Raw genomic sequence first — 19206 nt, forward strand, 5'->3', positions numbered from 1 at the left:
ATGGCCGATCACTCGGCCCCGCAGGAGATCTTGCCGGTCAGATCGACGGGCTTGCCGTCGCTTTCCTTGTCGGCGGTGCTGTCATAGACAGCGAGCTTGTAATGCCCGTCATAGACGCCCTCGTCGCTGGCCCTGGTCAGGATCGTCAATTCGACCGAACTGTAGATCTTGGCGACCTGCTGCTCGTGGTAGATGTTTAGCCGCAGTTCCTTGTCGTCGAGCCAATACTGGGTGAGGTTCGCATCCTCTAACACCGTCTTGCGCAATGGATCACCCGTGGGCCTTGCCTTGATTTCGAGGTCGCCGCGGAAATTGAAAGTCGGGCCGCCCATGCCCGTGGTGACGCCGGCATCAACCTGGAATTTGACCTGTGAATCATCGACGGTGCACCAGATACCGCCGGTCGCGAACGCCGTACCGGCCGACAGGAAGAGCATGGTCACGCAGATGATCGTCCGCATTCTTTCCCCCGCTTGTCGTTGCCGACAGCATTGGCGCCGACTTCGCAAGCGGGGTCAAGCGCCCGCCGCAGGCGACTGAGCCAATGCAGAACGGACGCACGGCCAATTGCCGTTGCGGAGGTGGATTGGGTAAGTAGGAATGAGCCAGAGGGATTTTCATGCACGGCAGCGATAGTTCAAAGACCATCGGCGGGATCAGCCGCGACCGCATCGCGCAATTGCGCGAGACGGAAGGGGCAGCCTTTCGCGAGGCGCGGCCGAGATCACAAACCAAGGTCGGCAACGGCCTGCCCGGCTTCTTCGGCGGCGTGCCGATGCACTGGATGAACGATTGGCCGACACCGTTTCCGATCCTGGTCGACAGCGCCCGAGGCGCCACGATCACCGACATGGACGGCAACAAGCTCGACGATTTCTGCCTCGGCGACACCGGTTCGATGTTTGGCCACTCGCCTCCACCGGTGGCGCGCGCCATTCGCCGCCAGGCCGGGCGCGGCCTGACCTATATGCTGCCTTCCGAGGATGCGCTGGCCATCGGGCCGCTGCTGCAGCAGCGCTTCGGCCTGCCGTTCTGGCAGATCGCGACCACGGCGACCGACGCCAATCGCTTTGCGCTGCGCGTCGCCCGCGCCGTCACCTCCAGGGAGAAGATCCTGGTCTTCAACGGCTGCTATCACGGCTCGGTGGACGAGACGATGGTGCGGCTGATCGACGGCAAGCCCGTCAACCGGCCGGGACTGGCGGGCGAATTCCGCGACCTGACCCGCACGGCCAACGTCATCGAGTTCAACGACGTTGCCGCACTGGAAGCCGCGCTCAAGGACAGGGACGTTGCCTGCGTCATCGCCGAGCCGGTGCTGACCAATTCCTGCATGGTCCTTGCCGACCCTGGCTACCATGATGCGCTGCGAAAATTGACGCGTGAAGCCGGCACCCTGCTCTTGATCGACGAGACGCATACGATCTCGACCGGTCCTGGTGGTTACACCAGTAAATATGGGCTGGAGCCCGACTTGTTCGTGCTGGGCAAGCCGATTGCCGGCGGCGTTCCGGCGAGCGTCTGGGGCATGAGCGAGGAGGTCGCCTCGCGCTATGCCGACTATAACAGGACGAAAGAGCCGGGATATTCCGGCATGGGCACGACGCTGTCGGCCAACCCGCTGCAGTTCGCCGCCATGCGCGCCACGCTCGAGGAGGTGATGACGCAGGAGAATTATGACCGCATGGATCATCTGGCGCGGCGGCTCGATGCCGGGCTGACCGGCGTGATCGATCGTTACAATCTGCCCTGGCATGTCTCCCGCGTCGGGGCACGCGTCGAGTTCATCTGCGCGCCCGGCCCGCTGCGCAATGGTGCCGAGGCGGAAGTTGCGCATGCGCCGGAACTGGAGGCTGCCCTCCATGTCGCGTTGGTCAATCGCGGCGTGCTGATCGCACCGTTCCACAACATGATGCTGATCTCGCCGGCAACGTCAGGCACCCAGGTCAACCGGCTGATCGCCGCGTTCGGCGCGGTTGCGGCAAAGCTTGCGGCGTGAGACAAGCGCCCAAGCCAAATTTGAGTGCGATCATGACCTCACCTTCGGGCTCGACGCCCACCGAGGCGCAAGCCTTCCTCGACGCCCATCCCGAGATCGAGGCCTTCGATATCGTGCTGACCGACGCCAATGGTGTGGGGCGCGGCAAGATCGTGCGCAGGCATGAGCTGAAAAGCATTTTCGAGGGCGGCCGGCATATGCCGATCTCCATTCTCGGCCTCGACATCACCGGCGAGGATGTGCACGAAACCGGGCTGATCTGGGACAGCGGCGACGGCGATCTGAGGGCCTGGCCGATTCCGGGCACGCTGGTGCCGCTTTACGGCACGAAGCCACCGCGCGGCCAACTGCTGATGGCGATGTATCATCTCGACGGCCAGCCAATGTCGTCGGATCCGCGGCTGGCGCTTGCCCGGCAGGTCGGCATATTGGCGGCCAAGGGACTCTATCCCGCCGGTGCCTTCGAGCTCGAGTTTTTTCTGCTGGCCAATGAGCGCGACGCCGACGGCAAGGTGCAGCCGGCGCGCGCGGTGCTCGATGGCCGCGTCTCGGGCAAGACCGAAGTTTATTCAGTCGACCATCTGCACGGCATGGAGCCGTTGTTCTCCGACATCTACGCCGCCGCCAAAGCGCAAGGCATTCCGGCCGAGACGGTGATTTCCGAATATGCGCCCGGCCAGTACGAACTGACGCTGAATTACCGCAAGGACGTGATGCGGGCGGCCGACGATCTGGTCATGCTGAAGCGGCTGGTGCGGGCGCAGGCGCGCCGCCATGGTGTCACCGCCTGCTTCATGGCCAAGCCGATCGAGAAATATGCCGGCTCCGGTATGCATTTCCATGTCTCGCTGCAGGACAAGGACGGCCGAAACGTCTTTGCGGAAGCCGCCGGCGAGAGCTGGTCGCTGCCGCTGCTGCGTGGCCTCGGCGGGCTGATCCAGACCATGGCGGAATCAATGCTGGTGTTTGCGCCGCATGCCAATTCCTGGCGGCGCTTCGTCTCGCAATCCTATGCGCCGGTGGCACCGAGCTGGGGCGTCAACAACCGCTCGGTAGCGTTGCGCGTGCCGGCCGGCGATGCAAAGAACCGGCGCATCGAGCATCGTCCATCAGGCGTCGACGCCAATCCGTATCTGATTGCCGCGACGGTGCTTGCCGGCATCGTCAAGGGCCTCGACGAAGGGCTCGATCCCGGCCCCGAAACGACCGGCAATGGCTATGAGGCGGCAATCACCCGCACGACGATGCCGGCCGATTGGCGGGCCGCCATCGAAGCGGCCAAGGCGTCCAGCTTCCTGAAGGGCGCGCTCGGCGAGGACCTGCACCGCACCTTTGTGGCGATCAAGCAGTCCGAGTACCTGCGCGTGGCGCGCACAGTAAGCGAGCTGGACTATCATCTCTATCTGCACGAAGTCTGATGCGGGAGACCGGCGGCGATCACTTTTTCGCCGTCACCATCAAATGAGCTGGCGCATTGGCCTATTAGAACATATCATGAACAAATGAGCGCACTCCCTGTTCGTGAGAAACTGGCAATCCTGTCCGACGCCGCCAAATACGACGCCTCCTGCGCCTCATCGGGCGCGGCGAAAAAGGACTCTTTGAAATCCGGCGGCATCGGCTCCACCGAAGGCATGGGCATCTGCCATTCCTACGCACCGGACGGCCGCTGCATCTCGCTGCTGAAAATCCTGCTGACCAATTTCTGCATCTACGACTGCAGCTATTGCATCAATCGCTCGTCCTCGAATGTCCGGCGCGCCCGCTTCGGCATCGACGAGGTGGTGAAGCTGACCATGGATTTCTACCGGCGCAATTATGTCGAAGGGCTTTTCCTGTCCTCGGGCGTCATCCGTTCGCCTGACGAGACCATGGGCGAGATGGTCGAGGTGGCGCGGCGGCTGCGGCTGCAGGAAAAATTCTCCGGCTATATCCATCTCAAAACCATCCCCGAGAGTTCGGCGGACCTGATCGAGAAGGCCGGGCTCTATGCCGACCGCCTGTCGATCAATGTCGAATTGCCCACCGACGAGGGCGTGAAGAAGCTGGCGCCGGAAAAGAGGCCGGAGACAATCCGGCTTTCCATGGCCAATTTGCGCCGGAAGATGGAGGAAAAAGCCGAGCCGACGTTGCGGACCAAAAAACGAGAACGCTTCGCCCCGGGTGGCCAGTCGACGCAGATGATCATTGGCGCGGACAACACCTCCGACGACGGAATCCTGCACGCCAGCGCCCGGCTGTATGGCAGCTACCATTTGCGGCGCGTCTATTACTCGGCCTTCAGTCCGATCCCCGATTCCTCGTCATCGCTGCCGCTCCGGAAGCCGCCGCTGATGCGCGAACACCGGCTCTACCAGGCCGACTGGCTGATGCGCTTCTACGGATTTTCGCAGCCTGAAATCCTGGCCGGCAGCAGCGATGGCATGCTCGATCTCGCCATCGATCCGAAACTTGCCTGGGCGCTGCGCAACCGGGGACGCTTCCCCGTCGACGTCAACCGCGCCGACCGCGAAGCGCTGCTGCGCGTGCCTGGCCTGGGAACCAAGGTTGTCGCGAAAATCCTCGAAACCCGCCGCTACCGGCGACTGCGGCTCGAGGATGTCGGCCGGCTCTGCCATTCGATCGCCAAGCTCAGGCCCTTCATCATCGCCGAAGGCTGGTCGCCAGGCGCGCTCACAGACAAGGCCGGACTGCGCGGCAAGATCGTGCAATCCTGCGAACAACTGGCGCTGTTTTGACGATGCCGCCGGCCGAGCTCGACCTCACCCGCCACACCGTTTGGCTTGAAAGCCAGACCGATTTCGCCGGCTGGCGCGACGCGGCTCGGCGGCTGGCGTTGAATGAGGTCAGCCCCGAGGACATCAGCTGGCATGTCGTAGCCGGTCTCGACCGGCCGCCAAGCGACTTGCCTGACGTGCCGCAGGGCGCTGAACTCATTGTGCCACGCGATTTCATCGGCCACGCCGAGACCGCCTTCTGCCATTCCGATCCCGGACGTTTCGCCTTTCTCTACAGGCTGCTGTGGCGGCTGCGCACCGAGCCCAAATTGCTGGCGATCGCATCGGATCCCGACACCAAACGGCTTGAAACCATGGAAAAGGCAGTGCGGCGCGACAGCCACAAGATGCACGCCTTCGTCCGCTTCCGGAAGATCGGCGACGGCGAGGATGAACGCTATGTCGCCTGGTTCGAACCCGACCATTTCATCGTCGAGCGCAATGCGGATTTCTTCGTCAGGCGTTTTACCGGCATGCGCTGGACGATCCTGACGCCTTACGCGTCCGCCGATTGGGATGGCGAGAGGCTGGCGATCGGGCCGGGCGCGGCCAAGGGCGATGCGCCAGACAAGGACGACACCGAGACGCTGTGGAGGACTTATTTCGAGAACATCTTCAATCCGGCACGCCTCAAGGTGAAGGCCATGCAAAAGGAGATGCCGAAGAAATATTGGCGGAACCTTCCCGAGGCCTCGCTCATTCCTGACTTGATCGCAGGAGCGGACGAGGCCGCCAGGGATATGATTGCGAAGATGCCGACAATGCCCGCGCCGCACCACGCCAAGGTGCAGGCGAGGCACTGGCCTAAGCATGAGCCTACCGAAGCGCCTGAGGACGATGCCGCGCACACGGTTTCCGAATTGCGCGAGGCCGCCAAGGGATGCCGCCGCTGTCCGCTTTGGCGCGATGCGACGCAGACCGTATTCGGCGAGGGGCCTGACAACGCCAAGGTGATTTTCGTCGGCGAACAGCCGGGCGACCAGGAAGACCTCGCCGGCCAGCCGTTCGTCGGCCCGGCGGGCAAGGTTTTCGATGCCATATTGGACGATGCCGGGGTCGACCGGCTGAAGGTCTACGTCACCAACGCGGTCAAGCACTTCAAATTCGAACCGCGCGGAAAACGCCGCATCCACTCCAAGCCGAATGTCGGCGAGGTTCAAGCCTGCCGCTGGTGGCTAGACCACGAGTTTGACCTGATCAAGCCGAATCTCGCCGTGGCGCTCGGCGCCACGGCGGCGCTATCCCTGCTTGGCAAGGCGGTCCCGGTGACCAAGATGCGGGGCCAGGTGATCGAACGCGAGGATGGCTTGCGTGTCTTCCTCACCATCCATCCCTCCTTCATCCTGCGCATTCGGGATCGCGCCGGCAAAGAAGCCGAACGCGAGCGGTTTTTGCAGGATATGAAGCAGGTGAAGAAGCTGATAGCGGCTTGATCTGCCGGTTTAGCGGATGAGAATTGCTCGGAGATCGTTCACGTTCGTGCCGGTCGGGCCGGGCACGAAGAGATCGCCAACGGCATTGAAGGCCGTCCAGGCATTGTTTCTGGCCAGCATCGCCTTGGCATCCACACCCGCCGCGCGCATGCGCGAAACGGTCGAGCCGTCGGCGAAGGCGCCGGCATTGTCTTCCGAGCCGTCGATGCCGTCAGTGTCGGCCGCCAGGGCGTGAATGCCTTCGATGCCATTGATGCCAATGGCGAAGGCAAGCAGGAATTCCGAATTGCGGCCACCCTTGCCTTTGGCCCGCAGCGTGACGGTGGTCTCCCCGCCCGAGAGGATCAGAACCGGCTTTTGGAAGGGCCGGTTGCGCGTCGCCACTTCGCGGGCGATGGCCGCGTGGACGCCGCCGACCTCGCGTGCTTCGCCTTCGATGGCATCGGAGAGGATGACGGCTTCGATGCCTTGCCGCCTCGCTTCCACCGCTGCCGCTTCCAGCGACACGCCGGCCGATGCGATCAGATGCACCTCGTTGCGCGCAAAGCGCTGATCGCCGGGATCTGGGGCGTCGGCCGCCGGCGACTGGATATGCGCCATGACCGCGTCCGGCAGTTTCATGCCGTAGGCTGATATAGAAGCCAGGGCATTCTCACGGCTGCCGACATCGGGAACGGTTGGGCCGGAGGCGACAAGGGCCGGATTGTCGCCGGGGATGTCGGAGACCACCAGCGACACCACCTTGGCCGGCCAGGCCGCGGCAGCCAGCCGGCCGCCTTTGATGGTGGAGAGGTGTTTGCGGATGGTATTCATCGCCGCGATCGGCGCGCCGGAGGCAAGCAGCGCCTCGTTGACGGCGATCTCGTCGGCCAGCGTCAGGCCGGCGGCCGGAGACGGCAGCAGCGCCGAACCGCCGCCGGAAATCAGCGCCACGACCAGATCGTCCGCTGTCAGCCCTTGCACCTTCTCCAGCAGGCGCCGCGAGGCCTCGAGCCCGGCAGCGTCCGGCACCGGGTGTGCGGCCTCGATGATCTCGATGCGCTCGCATTTGGCGCCATAGCCGTAGCGGGTAACGACCAGGCCTTCGATCGTCCCATCCCAGACCTTCTCGAAGGCCGCCGCCATCTGCGCCGAGCCCTTGCCGGCACCGATGACGATGGTGCGGCCCTTCGGCTTTGCCGGCAAATGATCGCGAATGGTCTTTTCCGGATCGGCGGCCGCGACGGCGGCGTCGAAGATGGAGATGAGGAAGGATTTGGGATCGAGCACGGTCATCCTTGGCTGCCATCGGCGATTTGCGAATAGCCGCAAGGCTGGCCCCGCCCCTCATCCGCCTGCCGGCACCTTCTCCCCGTATAGTGACGGGGAGAAGGGAAGCGCTCCAGCGTTGGTACGCCCCTCTCCCCGTCTCTATACGGGGAGAGGGTGAGGGTGAGGGTGAGGGGCAGCGCTGACGTCACGATTTTTCTTCCGGCGGCAGAGCAAGCTTGCCTGCATCGATGGCCAGGTAATCGCACAGCGCATCGACCACCACGCCATGATCCTGGCGCTCAGGCAGGCCAGAGACCGCGATCACGCCGATAACACCGACGCCCTTGACCGCAACCGGAAAGCCGCCGCCGGCCAACACATAGTCAGCAATATCGAGCCCCTCGCCGATCTTGAAGGTGCGGTCGGGGCGCTGCTGCTCCAGCACCAGCCGGTAAGTGCTTCTGAGATAGCGCTTCACGACATTGATTTTGCGCCGTGCCCAGTCGGGATTGGAAGCGTTCGAGCCCGGCATCGCGGCATAGAACAGCGGCCGGTCGAAGGTCCTGATGTCGACGATGATGGGCAAGTCTTCCCGGAGCGCCCGGTCGCGGATGGCCGAACCGATCTCGAAGGCGACAGCCTCGTCGAAGGCCGTGAAGACAAGCGTCTCTTCCTGTCTCTTGATCAGAGCGATGTCGTCAGCAACGGCCATGTCGTCCCCCTGTCAACTTCGCCGCACGCTTTGACCGATGGCTGCCGCCGGGTCAAGCGGGGAACACGCCGCAGTGCTAAATTGCGATGTCGCTCTTGGCGGGCCGCCCCGCGACATAGACCTCGCGCACGGCGCGGTCGTCTCCCAGCGTCTGCAGCAGGAACAGTTCCTGCGCCAGCGTCTCGACCGTTTCCATCCTGAGCCGCATCGCCGGCGTCGCCCTGGCATCGAGCACGACGATATCGGCGTCGGTGCCATCCTCCAGCGTGCCGATCCTGTCCACTACCGACAGCGCCTCGGCGTTACCGCGCGTGATCTGCCAGAAGGACTGGAACGGGTTGAGCTTCTCGCCATTGAGCGCGATGACCTTGTAGCCCTCGTCCATGGTACGCAGCATCGAATAGTTGGTGCCGCCGCCGACATCGGTGGCGGCCGCGATGCGCAATGGCTTGTCGCGGCGGCGAAAGCGCTGATAGTCGAACAGGCCCGAGCCGAGGAACAGGTTGGAGGTCGGGCAGAATACAGCCACCGAACCGCTGTCCGACAGCGCGTCCGCCTCACGCTCCGACAAATGAATGCAATGGCCGAACAGGCTCTTTTTGCCAAGCAGCTCGTAATGTTCGTAAACATCGGTGTAGTCGCGCGACCAGGGGTAGAGCTGTTGCGTGAAGGCAATCTCGGCGTGGTTTTCCGACAGGTGCGTCTGCATGTGCAGGTCGGGATGTTCGCGGCACAGCGCGCCGGCCATCTCCATCTGCTCCGGTGACGAAGTGATGGCGAAGCGTGGCGTGATGGCATAAAGCTGGCGGCCCTTGCCGTGCCACTCGGCGATCAGCGCCTTGGTGTCGTCATAGCCGGATTGCGGCGTGTCGAGCACACCTTCGGGCGCATTGCGGTCCATCATCACCTTGCCGGCGATGTTGAGCATGTCGCGCGCGTGCGACTCGGCGAAGAAGGCTTCCGCCGACGCCTTGTGCACCGAACAGTAGGCGGCGACCGTCGTGGTGCCATGGCGCACCGTCTCATCAAGGAACAGGCGCGCGATGCGGCGGCCATGCTGCGCGTTGGCGAATTTTGTTTCCTCTGGAAAGGTGTAGGTGTTCAGCCAGTCGAGCAGTTCGGCGCCATAGGAAGCGATGATCTGCATCTGCGGGAAATGCACATGGGCATCGATGAAGCCCGGCAGCAACAGATGCGGCCGGTGATCGATCTTTTTTGTCCCCTCGCCCGCCTGTTTCTCGACATCGGCGTAGGCGCCCGATGCAACGATCCTGCCGTCGCTTGTCAGCAGGCCGCCATCTTCCTCGTAGCGCCAGGCGGAGTGGTCGTCGATGGCTAGCGGCCAGCGCACGAAGGACAGCGTGCGGCCGCGCAGAAGTGTCGAGGTCATGCTTATTTCCCCGCGCCTTCGAACCAGGCGACCAGCAGCGCCCGCTCCTTGTCGGTGATCTCTGTGACATTGGCGGGCGGCATGGCGTGGCTGCGGCCTGCCTGCAGGTAAATCTCGCGGGCATGATCAGCAATGCCCGCGTCCGTATCCAGCATCACCCCCTTGGGCGCGTGGTAGATGCCCTCGTAGACCGGCTCCGCGGCATGGCACATCGAGCAGCGGCCAAGCACGGTGTCGCGCACCGCCGGGAAATGCGCCGAAGCGATATAGACTTGCGCCGAGGCGGAAACCTTGGGTTCACCGGTCAGCACCTTCGGCACGGTCGACAGCCAGATGATGATGAGGAACAGGACAAGGGCGCCCAGCCAGGTCCAGTGCGGGTTGCCGGCACGTTTGTGCACGCTGTTGAAATAGTGGCGGATCAAGACACCGATGATGAACACCAGCGAGGCGATGACCCAGTTGAACTGTGTCCCGAACGCCAGCGGATAGTGGTTCGACAGCATCAGGAACAGCACGGGGAGCGTCAGATAGTTGTTGTGGAGCGAACGCTGCTTGGCGATCTTGCCGTACTTCGGATCCGGCTTGCGTCCTGCGATGAGGTCGGCGACGACGATCTTCTGGTTCGGAATGATGACCATGAAGACATTGGCCGACATGATCGTCGCGGTGATGGCGCCAAGATGCAGGAAGGCGGCGCGGCCGGTGAACAGATGCGTCAGTCCCCAGGCGATGAACACCAGCACGCAATAGAGAACCAGCATCAGGCCGGTGTCGCTTTTGCCGAGCGGCGAGCGGCACAGGAGATCATAGACCACCCAGCCGACGCCGATCGTCGCCATCGACAGCAGGATGCCTGTTGGCACCGACATCGGCAGCACATTGGGATCGATCAGGAACAGGTCCGCTCCGGCGTAATAGACCACGCACAGCATGGCGAAACCGGACAGCCAGGTGGCGTAGGATTCCCACTTGAACCAGGTCAGATGCTCGGGCATCTCGGCCGGCGCCACCAGATATTTCTGGATGTGGTAGAAGCCACCGCCATGCACCTGCCATTCCTCGCCGAAGGCGCCGACGGGCATGCCTGGTCGCTGGCGCAGGCCCAGATCGAGCGCGACGAAATAGAAGGACGAGCCGATCCAGGCGATGCCGGTGACGACGTGCAGCCAGCGCACGGCGAAGCTCAGCCAGTCCCAGAAAATCGCGAAATCCATCATTGAAGTCGTCCCTGCCGATGACGCGACTTTAAGGTGTGGCGCGTAAACGGAAAGAGGCGAGGTGTGCGATGACTTTCAAAAAAAATTGGAAAATACTAGGTTGATCCCTGCAAACCGGCGAAGGTGCTCCGCATGGCCTATCTCGACAACATCGCCGTCTTCGTCCGCGTCGTCGAGCTCGGCAATCTGTCGGCGGCCGGGCGCGACATGCGCATTTCGCCGGCGGTCGCCTCGAACCGTATCAAGGAACTGGAGAAGCATCTCGGCGTCCGGCTGTTCAACCGCACGACACGGCAGTTGATGCCGACCGAGCACGGCACCGTGTTCTACTCGGGCGCGAAGCAGGTTCTGGAGGCGATCACTGAAGCGGAGGCGGCCGTCTCGGCACTGTCCGGCCAGCCGCGCGGCACCATCAAGGTGACGGCGCCGCTTGGGCTCGGCCGGCGGCTGGTGGCCTCGGGCATTCCCGATTTTCACGACAAATACCCTGATATCGAGGTGCGGCTCAGGCTCTCGGACCACAATGTCGACATCATGAAAGAGGGCATCGACGTCGCCTTCCGGCTCGGCATCATCGAGGACTCCAGCCTTCGGATGCGCGGCATCATGGAATGCGAACGTGTGTTGGTCGCCGCACCCAAATATCTTGAGGCACGCGGCGAGCCCATGGATCCGCAGGAATTGATCGGCAGGAGACATGACTGCCTGATGCTGCGCTATTCCGGCGCACGCGAATATGTCTGGACCTTGCAAACGCCGGCCGGCCAGCAAAAATTCGAAGTGCACGGGCCCTACGACACCGATGACGGCGACGTGCTGACCGGTTGGGCTCTGTCGGGACGCGGTATCATCAACAAGCCGCGCTTCGAGGTCGAGCCGTTCATCCGCGACCGGCGGCTGAAGGTCATTCTCGCCAGCACCCCGCCTACGCCGGTGCAATTCGCTGCCGTATATCCGCACAAGAAGCTGCAGGATCCCAAGGTGCGCCTGCTGCTCGACTTCATGGCGGAGCGCTGCCAGCGGCTGATCAAGGACATCCTGGCTGGGCGGTAGAACAGGCCGGCAAGTGACCGCCGGCTGGTCCATTCGCCGGGCTTGTCTTGCTGCAGGACGAACTTAGTTTCGTCCTGCGCGGTTTTGACCGAGCAATCCGCACCTTGGTCGAGGTATGAGCAAAGCCGATGGGTCATCGTTGCCGATTCCGGGGCGCCTCGACCCGCGCATCAGCCTATAATCTGGCGCGACGCTTCGCGTCCCCTCGACGTCATCAGCCACGGCCGTGCCGGCTGGAACGCATCGCTGACCCAACCCGCGCGAGGCCACCAACTTCAGCAGGCCCGAAGGATTTTCGGACACGGTTTTTCGACGCTGCGCGGAGGAATTCACAGGCATCGTGCAGGGCCTGTGGCAGGACGCTGATGCTCTACTGTTCGACGAGAGCGGCGGTCACGCTGCCTGAACATCTCGGCTTGAAACGGCCGGCTTAGCGGCGGCGCAAGTCTAACTCGCCATCACCCTGTCATGGGGACGGTCGGAACTTGAGGCCGCTCCGTGCACGACTAGAGCCGCCATGATCTCGGCGGCCGCCAGTGCGGCGATAACGGGCGGGCGCTTGTCCTTGACGGCGTCGCCGCCGATCGGCGAGACGAGCCGGGCAAATTCAGTCTCCGCGCCGTCCGCCGATTTCAGGAACCAGTTTCTGAATGTCGCCTTCTTGGTCTTCGAGCCGATCATGCCGACATAGGCAGCGTCGCCGCGTTTCAGTGCCTCGGCGACGATCAGGAAATCGAGCGCGTGGTCATGGGTGAGGATGGCGAAGGCGGTGCCGGCCGGGGCGTTGCGCACCTCGGCTTCCGGCATCGGCGTCAGCCGCGTCTCGACGGTTTCCGGCATGCCTGCCAGCGCCTCGGCCCGCGTCTCGATGACGACACCGTGCACGGGAAGAAGCGCTACCGTAGACGCGAGCGCCTGGCCGACATGGCCGCCGCCGAAGATATAGACATGCGGCAACTGCGCCTCCTCGGCTTCCGCCGCCGCAACCAGTTCGGCGGCCAGCGCTGCATCGACCAGCCGGATCAGCACCTCGACCCGTCCGCCACAACACTGGCCAATTTCGGGGCCGAGCGGGACGTCCAGCGAGGCGCAGATTTCGTCGGCCTCGATGCGGGTTCCCCTCCCCCTCGAGGGGAGGGTGGCGGCGAAGCCGCCGGGTGGGGTCGTTGCGGCAGTGCTCGACCCCCTTGCGGTGCCTCCTGCGAGGACCCCCTCTGGCCGCTTCGCGGCCATCTCCCCCTCGAGGGGGGAGATGAGCATCTGCCTAGCTCTGTCGATGGCCATGTATTCGAGCTGACCACCGCCGATCGTGCCAAAGATCGCCGCCGACGAAACAAGCATGAAGGCGCCCTTCTCACGCGGCGTCGAGCCCTTGGTACCGGCCACTTCGACCAGGGCAAGTCGCGCGGCGCTGCCGAGAAAGGTTTTCAGGCTTTGCACGTTCGAGTTCATGGTTCACGGTTCCCGAATGCAAAATATAGGCTTTTTCGGCTGGAATTGCACGTTTGCCGGCCTTCAGGCGCCAGCCTTGACCTCTTTCTTCAACCGCTCGATCGCCATCAGCACGCGTTCGGGGGTCGCCGGCGCGTCGAGGCGCGGGCAGATCTTGTGGTCGGCGACGCTGGCCACGGCATCCGACAGCGCATGCAGCACTGCCATGCCATGCGGCAGCGGTGGCTCGCCGACCGCCTTGGAGCGATGGATGGTCGGCTCATAGGCCTGCGACCAGTCGGTCAGCGCGACGTTGAAGATCTTCGGCCGGTCCGAGGCCAGCGGGATCTTGTAAGTCGAGGGCGCATGGGTGCGCAGCCGGCCCTTGTCGTCCCACCACAGTTCCTCGGTGGTCAGCCAGCCCATGCCCTGGATGAAGCCGCCCTCGACCTGGCCGAGGTCGATGGCCCGGTTCAGCGAACGGCCGCAGTCGTGCAGGATATCGGCGCGCTCGACGACATACTCGCCGGTCAGCGTGTCGACCGACACTTCGGCGCAGGCCGCGCCATAGGCATAGTAGTAGAAGGCGTGGCCCTGGCCCTTGCCGCGGTCCCAGTGAATCTTCGGCGTCTTGTAGAAGCCGGCGGCCGAGAGCTGCACACGCGCGATGTAGGCCTGCTTGACCAAATCGTTGAAGCTGACTTCCTGGTTGCCGACGCGCACCCGGTTGGGCAGGAACACCACCTGGTCGACAGGTATCTGATATCTCTCGGCGGCGAAGTCGGTCAGCCGCTGGCGGATCTGGCGCGCCGCGTTCTGCGCCGCCATGCCGTTGAGGTCGGCGCCCGAGGACGCCGCCGTCGGCGCGGTGTTGGGCACCTTGGCGGTTGTGGTGGCGGTGATCTTCACGCGGTCGAGGTCGATCTGGAACTCCTCGGCCACGACCTGCGCCACCTTGAGGTGCAGGCCCTGCCCCATTTCGGTGCCGCCATGGTTCATGTGCACCGAACCATCGGCATAGACATGGACCAGCGCCCCGGCCTGGTTGGACTCGGTCTTGGTGAAGGAGATGCCAAACTTGACCGGCGTCAGCGCCAGGCCGCGCTTGACGAAGCGGCTGTTGGCGTTGAACGCGGAAATCTCGCGGCGGCGGCGCGCATAGCTGGCGCTCTCTTCCAGTTCCGCCACGATGCGCTGGATGATGCAGTCCTCGACCTTCTGGTGATAGGGCGTGACGCAGCGCGCGCCGATCGCCTCCATCGAGTCATAGAAATTCAGCTTGCGGATTTCGAGCGAATCCTTGCCGACCGCGAAGGCGACCTCGTCGATGACCCGCTCGGCGCCGATCATGCCTTGCGGGCCGCCGAAGCCGCGGAAGGCGGTGTTGGAGACGGTGTTGGTGTAGAGCGGCGCCGACTTGGCCAACACCGCGGGATAGAAATACGCGTTGTCGCAGTGGAACAGCGCGCGGTCGCCGACCGGGCCGGACAGGTCGGCGGAAAAGCCGCAGCGCAAGGCATAGGTGAAATCGACGCCGAGGATGTTGCCCTCGTCGTCGAAGCCGACCTCGTAGTCGATGGCGAAATCGTGCCGCTTGCCGGTGGCGGTCATGTCCTCGTCGCGGTCGAGCCGGACCTTGACCGCCCGCTTCAGCTTCTTGGCGGCGATGGCGGCGATCGCGGCGCACTGGTTGGCCTGCGTTTCCTTGCCGCCGAAGCCGCCGCCCATGCGGCGCACCTCCACCGTCACCGCGTTGCTCGGCACGCCGAGCGTGTGGGCGACCAGATGCTGCGTCTCGCTCGGCCCTTGCGTCGAACAGTAGACGGTCACCTCGTCGTCCTCGCCGGGGATGGCGAGCGACACCTGGCCTTCGAGATAGAAATGGTCCTGGCCGCCAAGCCACATGCGGTTCTTGACGCGGCGGGGAGCGGCCTGGATTGCGGCGGCCGCGTCGCCACGCTTCAGGATCAGCGGCGTGGTGACCTGCTTGTCCTTGGTCGGATCGAGGTCCCATATGTCGACGACGGCGGGAAGCTCGTCATACTCGATCCCAGCCAGGCGCACGGCGCGACGCGCCGCCTCGCGGGTCTCGGCAATGACCGCGAAGATCGGCTGGCCGAAGAACTGCACCTTGCCTTCCGCCAGCACCGGATCGTCATGCATGTTGCTGGGCGAGACATCGTTTTCGCCCGGCACGTCGGCATAGGTCAGCACGTCGACGACGCCAGGGGCCGCGCGCACCGCCGAGAGATCGACGCTCTTCAGGACGCCATGCGCCACCTTGGACAGGCCAAGACCGACATGCAGCGTGCCGGCCGGCTCCGGCATGTCGTCGATGTAGACCGCGCCGCCGCTGACATGCTTGTGGGCGGAATCGTGCCGCTGGTCGGTGGCGACGCCGCCGACGATCTTCTCGGCCTTGAGGTTTGATGGTGCGTGCTTGTTCATCAGGCCGCCTCGCTGCGTGATACCTGGAACGGCGCCTTGGTGCCGGTGGTTTCCACGTAAAAGCGCAACAGAAGGTTCTTCGCCGCCAAAGCTCGGTATTCGGCGGTTGCGCGCATATCGGTCAGCGGGGTGAAATCGCTGGCATAGCAGGCCATAGCCGCTTCCACCGTCACTTCGGTCCAGGCCTTGCCGAGCAGCGCCTTTTCGACAGAGGACGCCCGCTTCGGCGTTGCCGCCATGCCGCCATAGGCGATGCGGATATCGGCTACCGTGCCGTCCTTGGCCAAGGCCAGATAAAAGGCGCCAAGGGTCGCGGTGATGTCCTCGTCGCGGCGTTTGGTGACCTTGTAGACGGCGAACTTTGTCCCCTTTGCCGGCACCGGCACATGCACGGCCTCGACGAACTCGCCTGGCTGGCGGTCCTGCTTGCCATAGGCGATGAAGAAATCCTGCAATGGGATCGTGCGCCGTGTCTTGCCCCTGCGCAATGTCAGCCGCGCACCGAGTGCGATCAACGGTGGCGGCGTGTCGCCGATCGGCGAGCCGTTGGCGACGTTGCCGCCGATCGTGCCCATGTTGCGGACCTGTTCCCCGCCGATGCGGTCGAACAACGGCCCCAATGCCGGGATGCGTTTCGACAGTGTCGAAAAGGCTTCGGTGTAGGTGACGCCGGCGCCAATCGATATGACACCATTGTCTTCCGTGATGGTGCAAAGCCCCGGCAGATTGCCGATGAAGATCGCCGGCGAGATGTCGCGCATCTGCTTGGTCACCCACAGGCCAACGTCGGTCGAACCGGCTACGACGGTGGCGGTCGGCTCTTTTTCGAAGACAGCCGCGAAATCGTCGGCATCGGCCGGCACTACCAGCCGCGTCCCGCCGGCGCCGATCTCGACCCTGGCGCCATCCTGCAACGCCTGCAGCCGTGTGGTGACGTCCCGGCGCTCCACCGCCAGCACGTCTTTTGCCGCCTTGCCGTAGCTCGATATGGCGTGCGCGGCGCGCATGATCGCCTCATAGCCGGTGCAGCGGCAGAGATTGCCTTGCAAGGCTTTTTCGATGGCCGCGTCCGAAGGGTCCGGTGACTTCATCCACAAGCCGTAGAGCGACATGACGAAACCCGGCGTGCAGAAGCCGCATTGCGAGCCATGGAAATCAACCATAGCCTGCTGGACCGGATGCAACTGGCCAGCTTCGCCGCGCAGGTGCTCGACCGTCACGACATGGGTGCCGTCGAGCGAGCCCAGAAAGCGAATGCAGGCATTGACGCTTTCATAGACCAGTCCGGTGGCCGAAAGTCTGCCGATCAGCACCGTGCAGGCGCCGCAATCGCCCTCGGCGCAGCCTTCCTTGGTGCCGCGCAGCGAACGGTCGAGCCGCAGCCAGTCGAGCAGGGTCGCGTCAGGCGCCACGGATGACAGCGCGACATCCCTGCCATTCAGAATGAAGCGGATTTCGTTGCGGATATTGACTTTGGCCATGCCTCAGCTCCCCCTGTAGGTGGAATAGCCGTATGGCGAGATCAGCAATGGTACATGGTAGTGCAGCGCCTGCGCCATGCCGAAGCGGATCGGCACGCTGTCGAGGAAGGCCGGCTCGGGCAGCTTCGTTCCTTGGCCGCGCAGATAGTCGCCGGCCGCGAACACCAGTTCATATTCGCCGATGCGGAAGTCGGCACCGGCCAGCAGCGGCGCATCGCAGCGGCCGTCGGCATTGGTGACGACCGTCTTCAGAAGCGTGCGGGCCAAACCCTCGATATGGTAGAGCGCGATGGACAATCCCGCCGCCGGCCTGCCGGTCGCGGTATCCAGGACATGGGTCGTCAGACGCCCGCCATCGGCTTTCGATGTCTCTGCCATTGGCCGCCTCCCATTTTCCAATACGAACAAATTGGCCGGTACAATCGAACACTACTGATGAATTGTGCGCCAATTAAAGGCGATGCATAAGTCCCGGTCGAGCGGAGTGCGACAAAAACACTTTCAAAAATTTTGAGGGGAATGCGAGAAGCACCCTTTCGATATCCTGATCATACTTCCGGTGATGCCGGGCGCGGAGGGACGATGCGTTACAGCAGGGACATGCGTGGCTACGGAGCCAATCCGCCGGATCCGAAATGGCCTGGCGGCGCGCATGTCGCCGTGCAGTTCGTCGTCAACTACGAAGAGGGCGGCGAGAACTGCGTGCTCCACGGCGACAAAGCTTCTGAGGCCTTCCTGTCCGAGATCGTCGGCGCGGCGCCCTGGGTGGGCCAGCGCCACTGGAACATGGAATCGATCTACGAGTATGGGGCGCGGGCCGGCTTCTGGCGGCTGCTGCGCCTGTTCAGCGAAGAGCAAGTGCCTGTCACCTGCTATGGCGTCGCCACGGCGCTCGCGCGCTCGCCCGACCAGGTCACGGCGATGCAGGAAGCCGGCTGGGAAATCGCCTCGCACGGGTTGAGGTGGATCGACTACCGCGACCACGACGCCGAGGACGAGCGCCGCGACCTCGAAGCGGCGATCAAGCTGCACTACGAGGTGACCGGCCAGCGCCCGACCGGCTGGTATACGGGCCGCACATCTATCAACACGGTGCGGCTGGTGGCAGAGGAAGGCGGCTTCGACTACGTCTCGGACACCTATGACGACGAACTGCCCTACTGGTTCGAGCATGAAGACGGCACGCAGCTCATCATCCCCTATACGCTCGACGCCAACGACATGCGCTTTGCCACACCGCAAGGCTTCAACTCGGGCGACCAGTTCTTTGCGTATTTGAAGGACAGTTTCGATACGCTCTATGCCGAGGGCAAGGCCGGCCGGCCGCGCATGATGAACATCGGCCTGCATTGCCGCCTGGTCGGGCGGCCGGGCCGGGTGGCGGCGCTGAAACGCTTCGTCGATTATGTCAAATCGCACGACAAGGTCTGGCTGGCGCGGCGTATCGACATCGCCAAGCACTGGCAGGAAAACCACCCCTATCAGCCGGCCGCGCTACGCCCCTCGAAGATGGAATTCGAGACGTTCGTTCACAGCTTCGGCGGCGTTTTCGAACATTCGCCCTGGATCGCCGAGCGGGCCTACGAGCTGGAGCTCGGCCCGGCGCACGACACGGCGGGCGGCCTCCACAATGCGCTTTGCCGCATCTTCCGTTCCGCCAGTGAGACCGAACGGCTCGGCGTGCTCAACGCCCATCCCGACCTCGCCGGCAAGCTGGCCAAGGCCAGGCGACTGACGGCGGAATCGACCAGGGAACAGGCTTCCGCCGGTCTCGACGCGCTGACAGACAAGGAACGCGAACTGTTCTCCAAGCTCAACGCCGCCTACGTCACCACCTTCGGCTTTCCCTTCATCATCGCGGTGAAAGGCAAGACAAAGGAGGAAATCCTCGCCGAATTCGAAGCCCGCATCGGCAACGGCCGCGGCGTCGAATTCGAAACCGCCTGCAAACAGGTCGAGCGCATCGCGCTGCTGCGCCTCAAGGACATGCTTCCACAATAGGTTTGAACCC

General features: G+C 63.7%; 15 protein-coding genes. 6 read left to right on the forward strand and 9 right to left on the reverse strand.

Annotated features, from left to right (window positions below):
• Window positions 1-8: 8 nt before the first annotated feature.
• The gene (locus tag FJ950_RS03385) at window positions 9-461 is read right to left on the reverse strand and encodes a hypothetical protein (RefSeq protein WP_140615032.1); all 453 of its coding nucleotides are present in this window, start codon (window positions 459-461) and stop codon (window positions 9-11) included.
• Between the two features lie 158 nt (window positions 462-619).
• Here FJ950_RS03385 and FJ950_RS03390 point away from each other — a divergent pair, with 158 nt between their 5' ends.
• The 4 genes from FJ950_RS03390 to FJ950_RS03405 all read left to right on the forward strand — a co-directional run bounded on the left by FJ950_RS03390 (window position 620) and on the right by FJ950_RS03405 (window position 6209).
• Window positions 620-1999, forward strand: a complete 1380-nt coding sequence (locus tag FJ950_RS03390; protein WP_140615034.1) for an aspartate aminotransferase family protein — start codon at window positions 620-622, stop codon at window positions 1997-1999.
• A 32-nt stretch (window positions 2000-2031) separates the two neighbouring features.
• Window positions 2032-3417 (forward strand): glutamine synthetase family protein, encoded by a 1386-nt coding sequence (locus FJ950_RS03395; protein WP_140615036.1) that lies wholly within the window; start codon window positions 2032-2034, stop codon window positions 3415-3417.
• An 84-nt stretch (window positions 3418-3501) separates the two neighbouring features.
• A complete protein-coding gene (locus FJ950_RS03400; RefSeq protein ID WP_140615038.1) occupies window positions 3502-4737 on the forward strand; it encodes a putative DNA modification/repair radical SAM protein in 1236 nt (411 codons plus the stop codon).
• Between the two features lie 2 nt (window positions 4738-4739).
• On the forward strand, window positions 4740-6209 hold the full coding sequence (locus tag FJ950_RS03405; protein WP_140615040.1) for a UdgX family uracil-DNA binding protein: 1470 nt from the start codon (window positions 4740-4742) through the stop codon (window positions 6207-6209).
• A gap of 9 nt (window positions 6210-6218) precedes the next feature.
• On the opposite strand, the gene FJ950_RS03410 is transcribed toward FJ950_RS03405, so the two are convergent.
• The 4 genes from FJ950_RS03410 to FJ950_RS03430 all read right to left on the reverse strand — a co-directional run bounded on the left by FJ950_RS03410 (window position 6219) and on the right by FJ950_RS03430 (window position 10782).
• Window positions 6219-7484, reverse strand: a complete 1266-nt coding sequence (locus FJ950_RS03410; protein ID WP_140615042.1) for a glycerate kinase — start codon at window positions 7482-7484, stop codon at window positions 6219-6221.
• 181 nt (window positions 7485-7665) lie between these two features.
• On the reverse strand, window positions 7666-8172 hold the full coding sequence (locus FJ950_RS03420; protein ID WP_140615046.1) for a heme-degrading domain-containing protein: 507 nt from the start codon (window positions 8170-8172) through the stop codon (window positions 7666-7668).
• A gap of 76 nt (window positions 8173-8248) precedes the next feature.
• Window positions 8249-9562 carry a guanine deaminase gene (guaD, locus tag FJ950_RS03425; protein WP_140615048.1) on the reverse strand — a complete coding sequence of 438 codons (1314 nt, stop codon included), beginning with the start codon at window positions 9560-9562 and terminating at the stop codon, window positions 8249-8251.
• Between the two features lie 2 nt (window positions 9563-9564).
• A complete protein-coding gene (locus FJ950_RS03430; protein WP_140615050.1) occupies window positions 9565-10782 on the reverse strand; it encodes a urate hydroxylase PuuD in 1218 nt (405 codons plus the stop codon).
• Between the two features lie 132 nt (window positions 10783-10914).
• Here FJ950_RS03430 and FJ950_RS03435 point away from each other — a divergent pair, with 132 nt between their 5' ends.
• Window positions 10915-11835: a LysR family transcriptional regulator gene (locus tag FJ950_RS03435; RefSeq protein ID WP_140615052.1), complete on the forward strand. Its 921-nt coding sequence runs from the start codon at window positions 10915-10917 to the stop codon at window positions 11833-11835.
• A gap of 447 nt (window positions 11836-12282) precedes the next feature.
• Here FJ950_RS03435 and xdhC read toward each other — a convergent pair whose 3' ends face one another.
• From xdhC to uraH, 4 genes are all read right to left on the reverse strand, one after another.
• A complete protein-coding gene (gene xdhC / locus FJ950_RS03445; RefSeq protein ID WP_140615054.1) occupies window positions 12283-13287 on the reverse strand; it encodes a xanthine dehydrogenase accessory protein XdhC in 1005 nt (334 codons plus the stop codon).
• Window positions 13288-13350: 63 nt separating this feature from the next.
• Window positions 13351-15714, reverse strand: a complete 2364-nt coding sequence (gene xdhB, locus FJ950_RS03450; protein ID WP_140615056.1) for a xanthine dehydrogenase molybdopterin binding subunit — start codon at window positions 15712-15714, stop codon at window positions 13351-13353.
• Window positions 15714-17195, reverse strand: coding sequence for a xanthine dehydrogenase small subunit (gene xdhA / locus FJ950_RS03455; protein WP_140615058.1), 1482 nt, complete (start codon window positions 17193-17195; stop codon window positions 15714-15716). The genes xdhB and xdhA overlap by 1 nt, the downstream gene beginning before the upstream one ends.
• A gap of 3 nt (window positions 17196-17198) precedes the next feature.
• Window positions 17199-17573: a hydroxyisourate hydrolase gene (gene uraH, locus FJ950_RS03460; RefSeq protein WP_140615060.1), complete on the reverse strand. Its 375-nt coding sequence runs from the start codon at window positions 17571-17573 to the stop codon at window positions 17199-17201.
• A gap of 204 nt (window positions 17574-17777) precedes the next feature.
• Here uraH and puuE point away from each other — a divergent pair, with 204 nt between their 5' ends.
• The gene (puuE, locus tag FJ950_RS03465; protein WP_140615062.1) at window positions 17778-19196 is read left to right on the forward strand and encodes an allantoinase PuuE; all 1419 of its coding nucleotides are present in this window, start codon (window positions 17778-17780) and stop codon (window positions 19194-19196) included.
• Window positions 19197-19206 lie beyond the last annotated feature (10 nt).

The sequence above is a fragment of the Mesorhizobium sp. B2-3-14 genome, assembly GCF_006442175.1.
Taxonomy (GTDB): Bacteria; Pseudomonadota; Alphaproteobacteria; order Rhizobiales; family Rhizobiaceae; genus Mesorhizobium; species Mesorhizobium australicum.

Excerpts from the sequence above, each read along its gene's own strand:
- FJ950_RS03385 (WP_140615032.1), bottom strand. The coding sequence starts at position 461 with ATGCGGACGATCATCTGCGTGACCATGCTCTTCCTGTCGGCCGGTACG.
- FJ950_RS03390 (WP_140615034.1), top strand. The coding sequence starts at position 620 with ATGCACGGCAGCGATAGTTCAAAGACCATCGGCGGGATCAGCCGCGAC.
- FJ950_RS03395 (WP_140615036.1), top strand. The coding sequence starts at position 2,032 with ATGACCTCACCTTCGGGCTCGACGCCCACCGAGGCGCAAGCCTTCCTC.
- FJ950_RS03400 (WP_140615038.1), top strand. The coding sequence starts at position 3,502 with ATGAGCGCACTCCCTGTTCGTGAGAAACTGGCAATCCTGTCCGACGCC.
- FJ950_RS03405 (WP_140615040.1), top strand. The coding sequence starts at position 4,740 with ATGCCGCCGGCCGAGCTCGACCTCACCCGCCACACCGTTTGGCTTGAA.
- FJ950_RS03410 (WP_140615042.1), bottom strand. The coding sequence starts at position 7,484 with ATGACCGTGCTCGATCCCAAATCCTTCCTCATCTCCATCTTCGACGCC.
- FJ950_RS03420 (WP_140615046.1), bottom strand. The coding sequence starts at position 8,172 with ATGGCCGTTGCTGACGACATCGCTCTGATCAAGAGACAGGAAGAGACG.
- guaD (WP_140615048.1), bottom strand. The coding sequence starts at position 9,562 with ATGACCTCGACACTTCTGCGCGGCCGCACGCTGTCCTTCGTGCGCTGG.
- FJ950_RS03430 (WP_140615050.1), bottom strand. The coding sequence starts at position 10,782 with ATGATGGATTTCGCGATTTTCTGGGACTGGCTGAGCTTCGCCGTGCGC.
- FJ950_RS03435 (WP_140615052.1), top strand. The coding sequence starts at position 10,915 with ATGGCCTATCTCGACAACATCGCCGTCTTCGTCCGCGTCGTCGAGCTC.
- xdhC (WP_140615054.1), bottom strand. The coding sequence starts at position 13,287 with ATGAACTCGAACGTGCAAAGCCTGAAAACCTTTCTCGGCAGCGCCGCG.
- xdhB (WP_140615056.1), bottom strand. The coding sequence starts at position 15,714 with ATGAACAAGCACGCACCATCAAACCTCAAGGCCGAGAAGATCGTCGGC.
- xdhA (WP_140615058.1), bottom strand. The coding sequence starts at position 17,195 with ATGGCCAAAGTCAATATCCGCAACGAAATCCGCTTCATTCTGAATGGC.
- uraH (WP_140615060.1), bottom strand. The coding sequence starts at position 17,573 with ATGGCAGAGACATCGAAAGCCGATGGCGGGCGTCTGACGACCCATGTC.
- puuE (WP_140615062.1), top strand. The coding sequence starts at position 17,778 with ATGCGTTACAGCAGGGACATGCGTGGCTACGGAGCCAATCCGCCGGAT.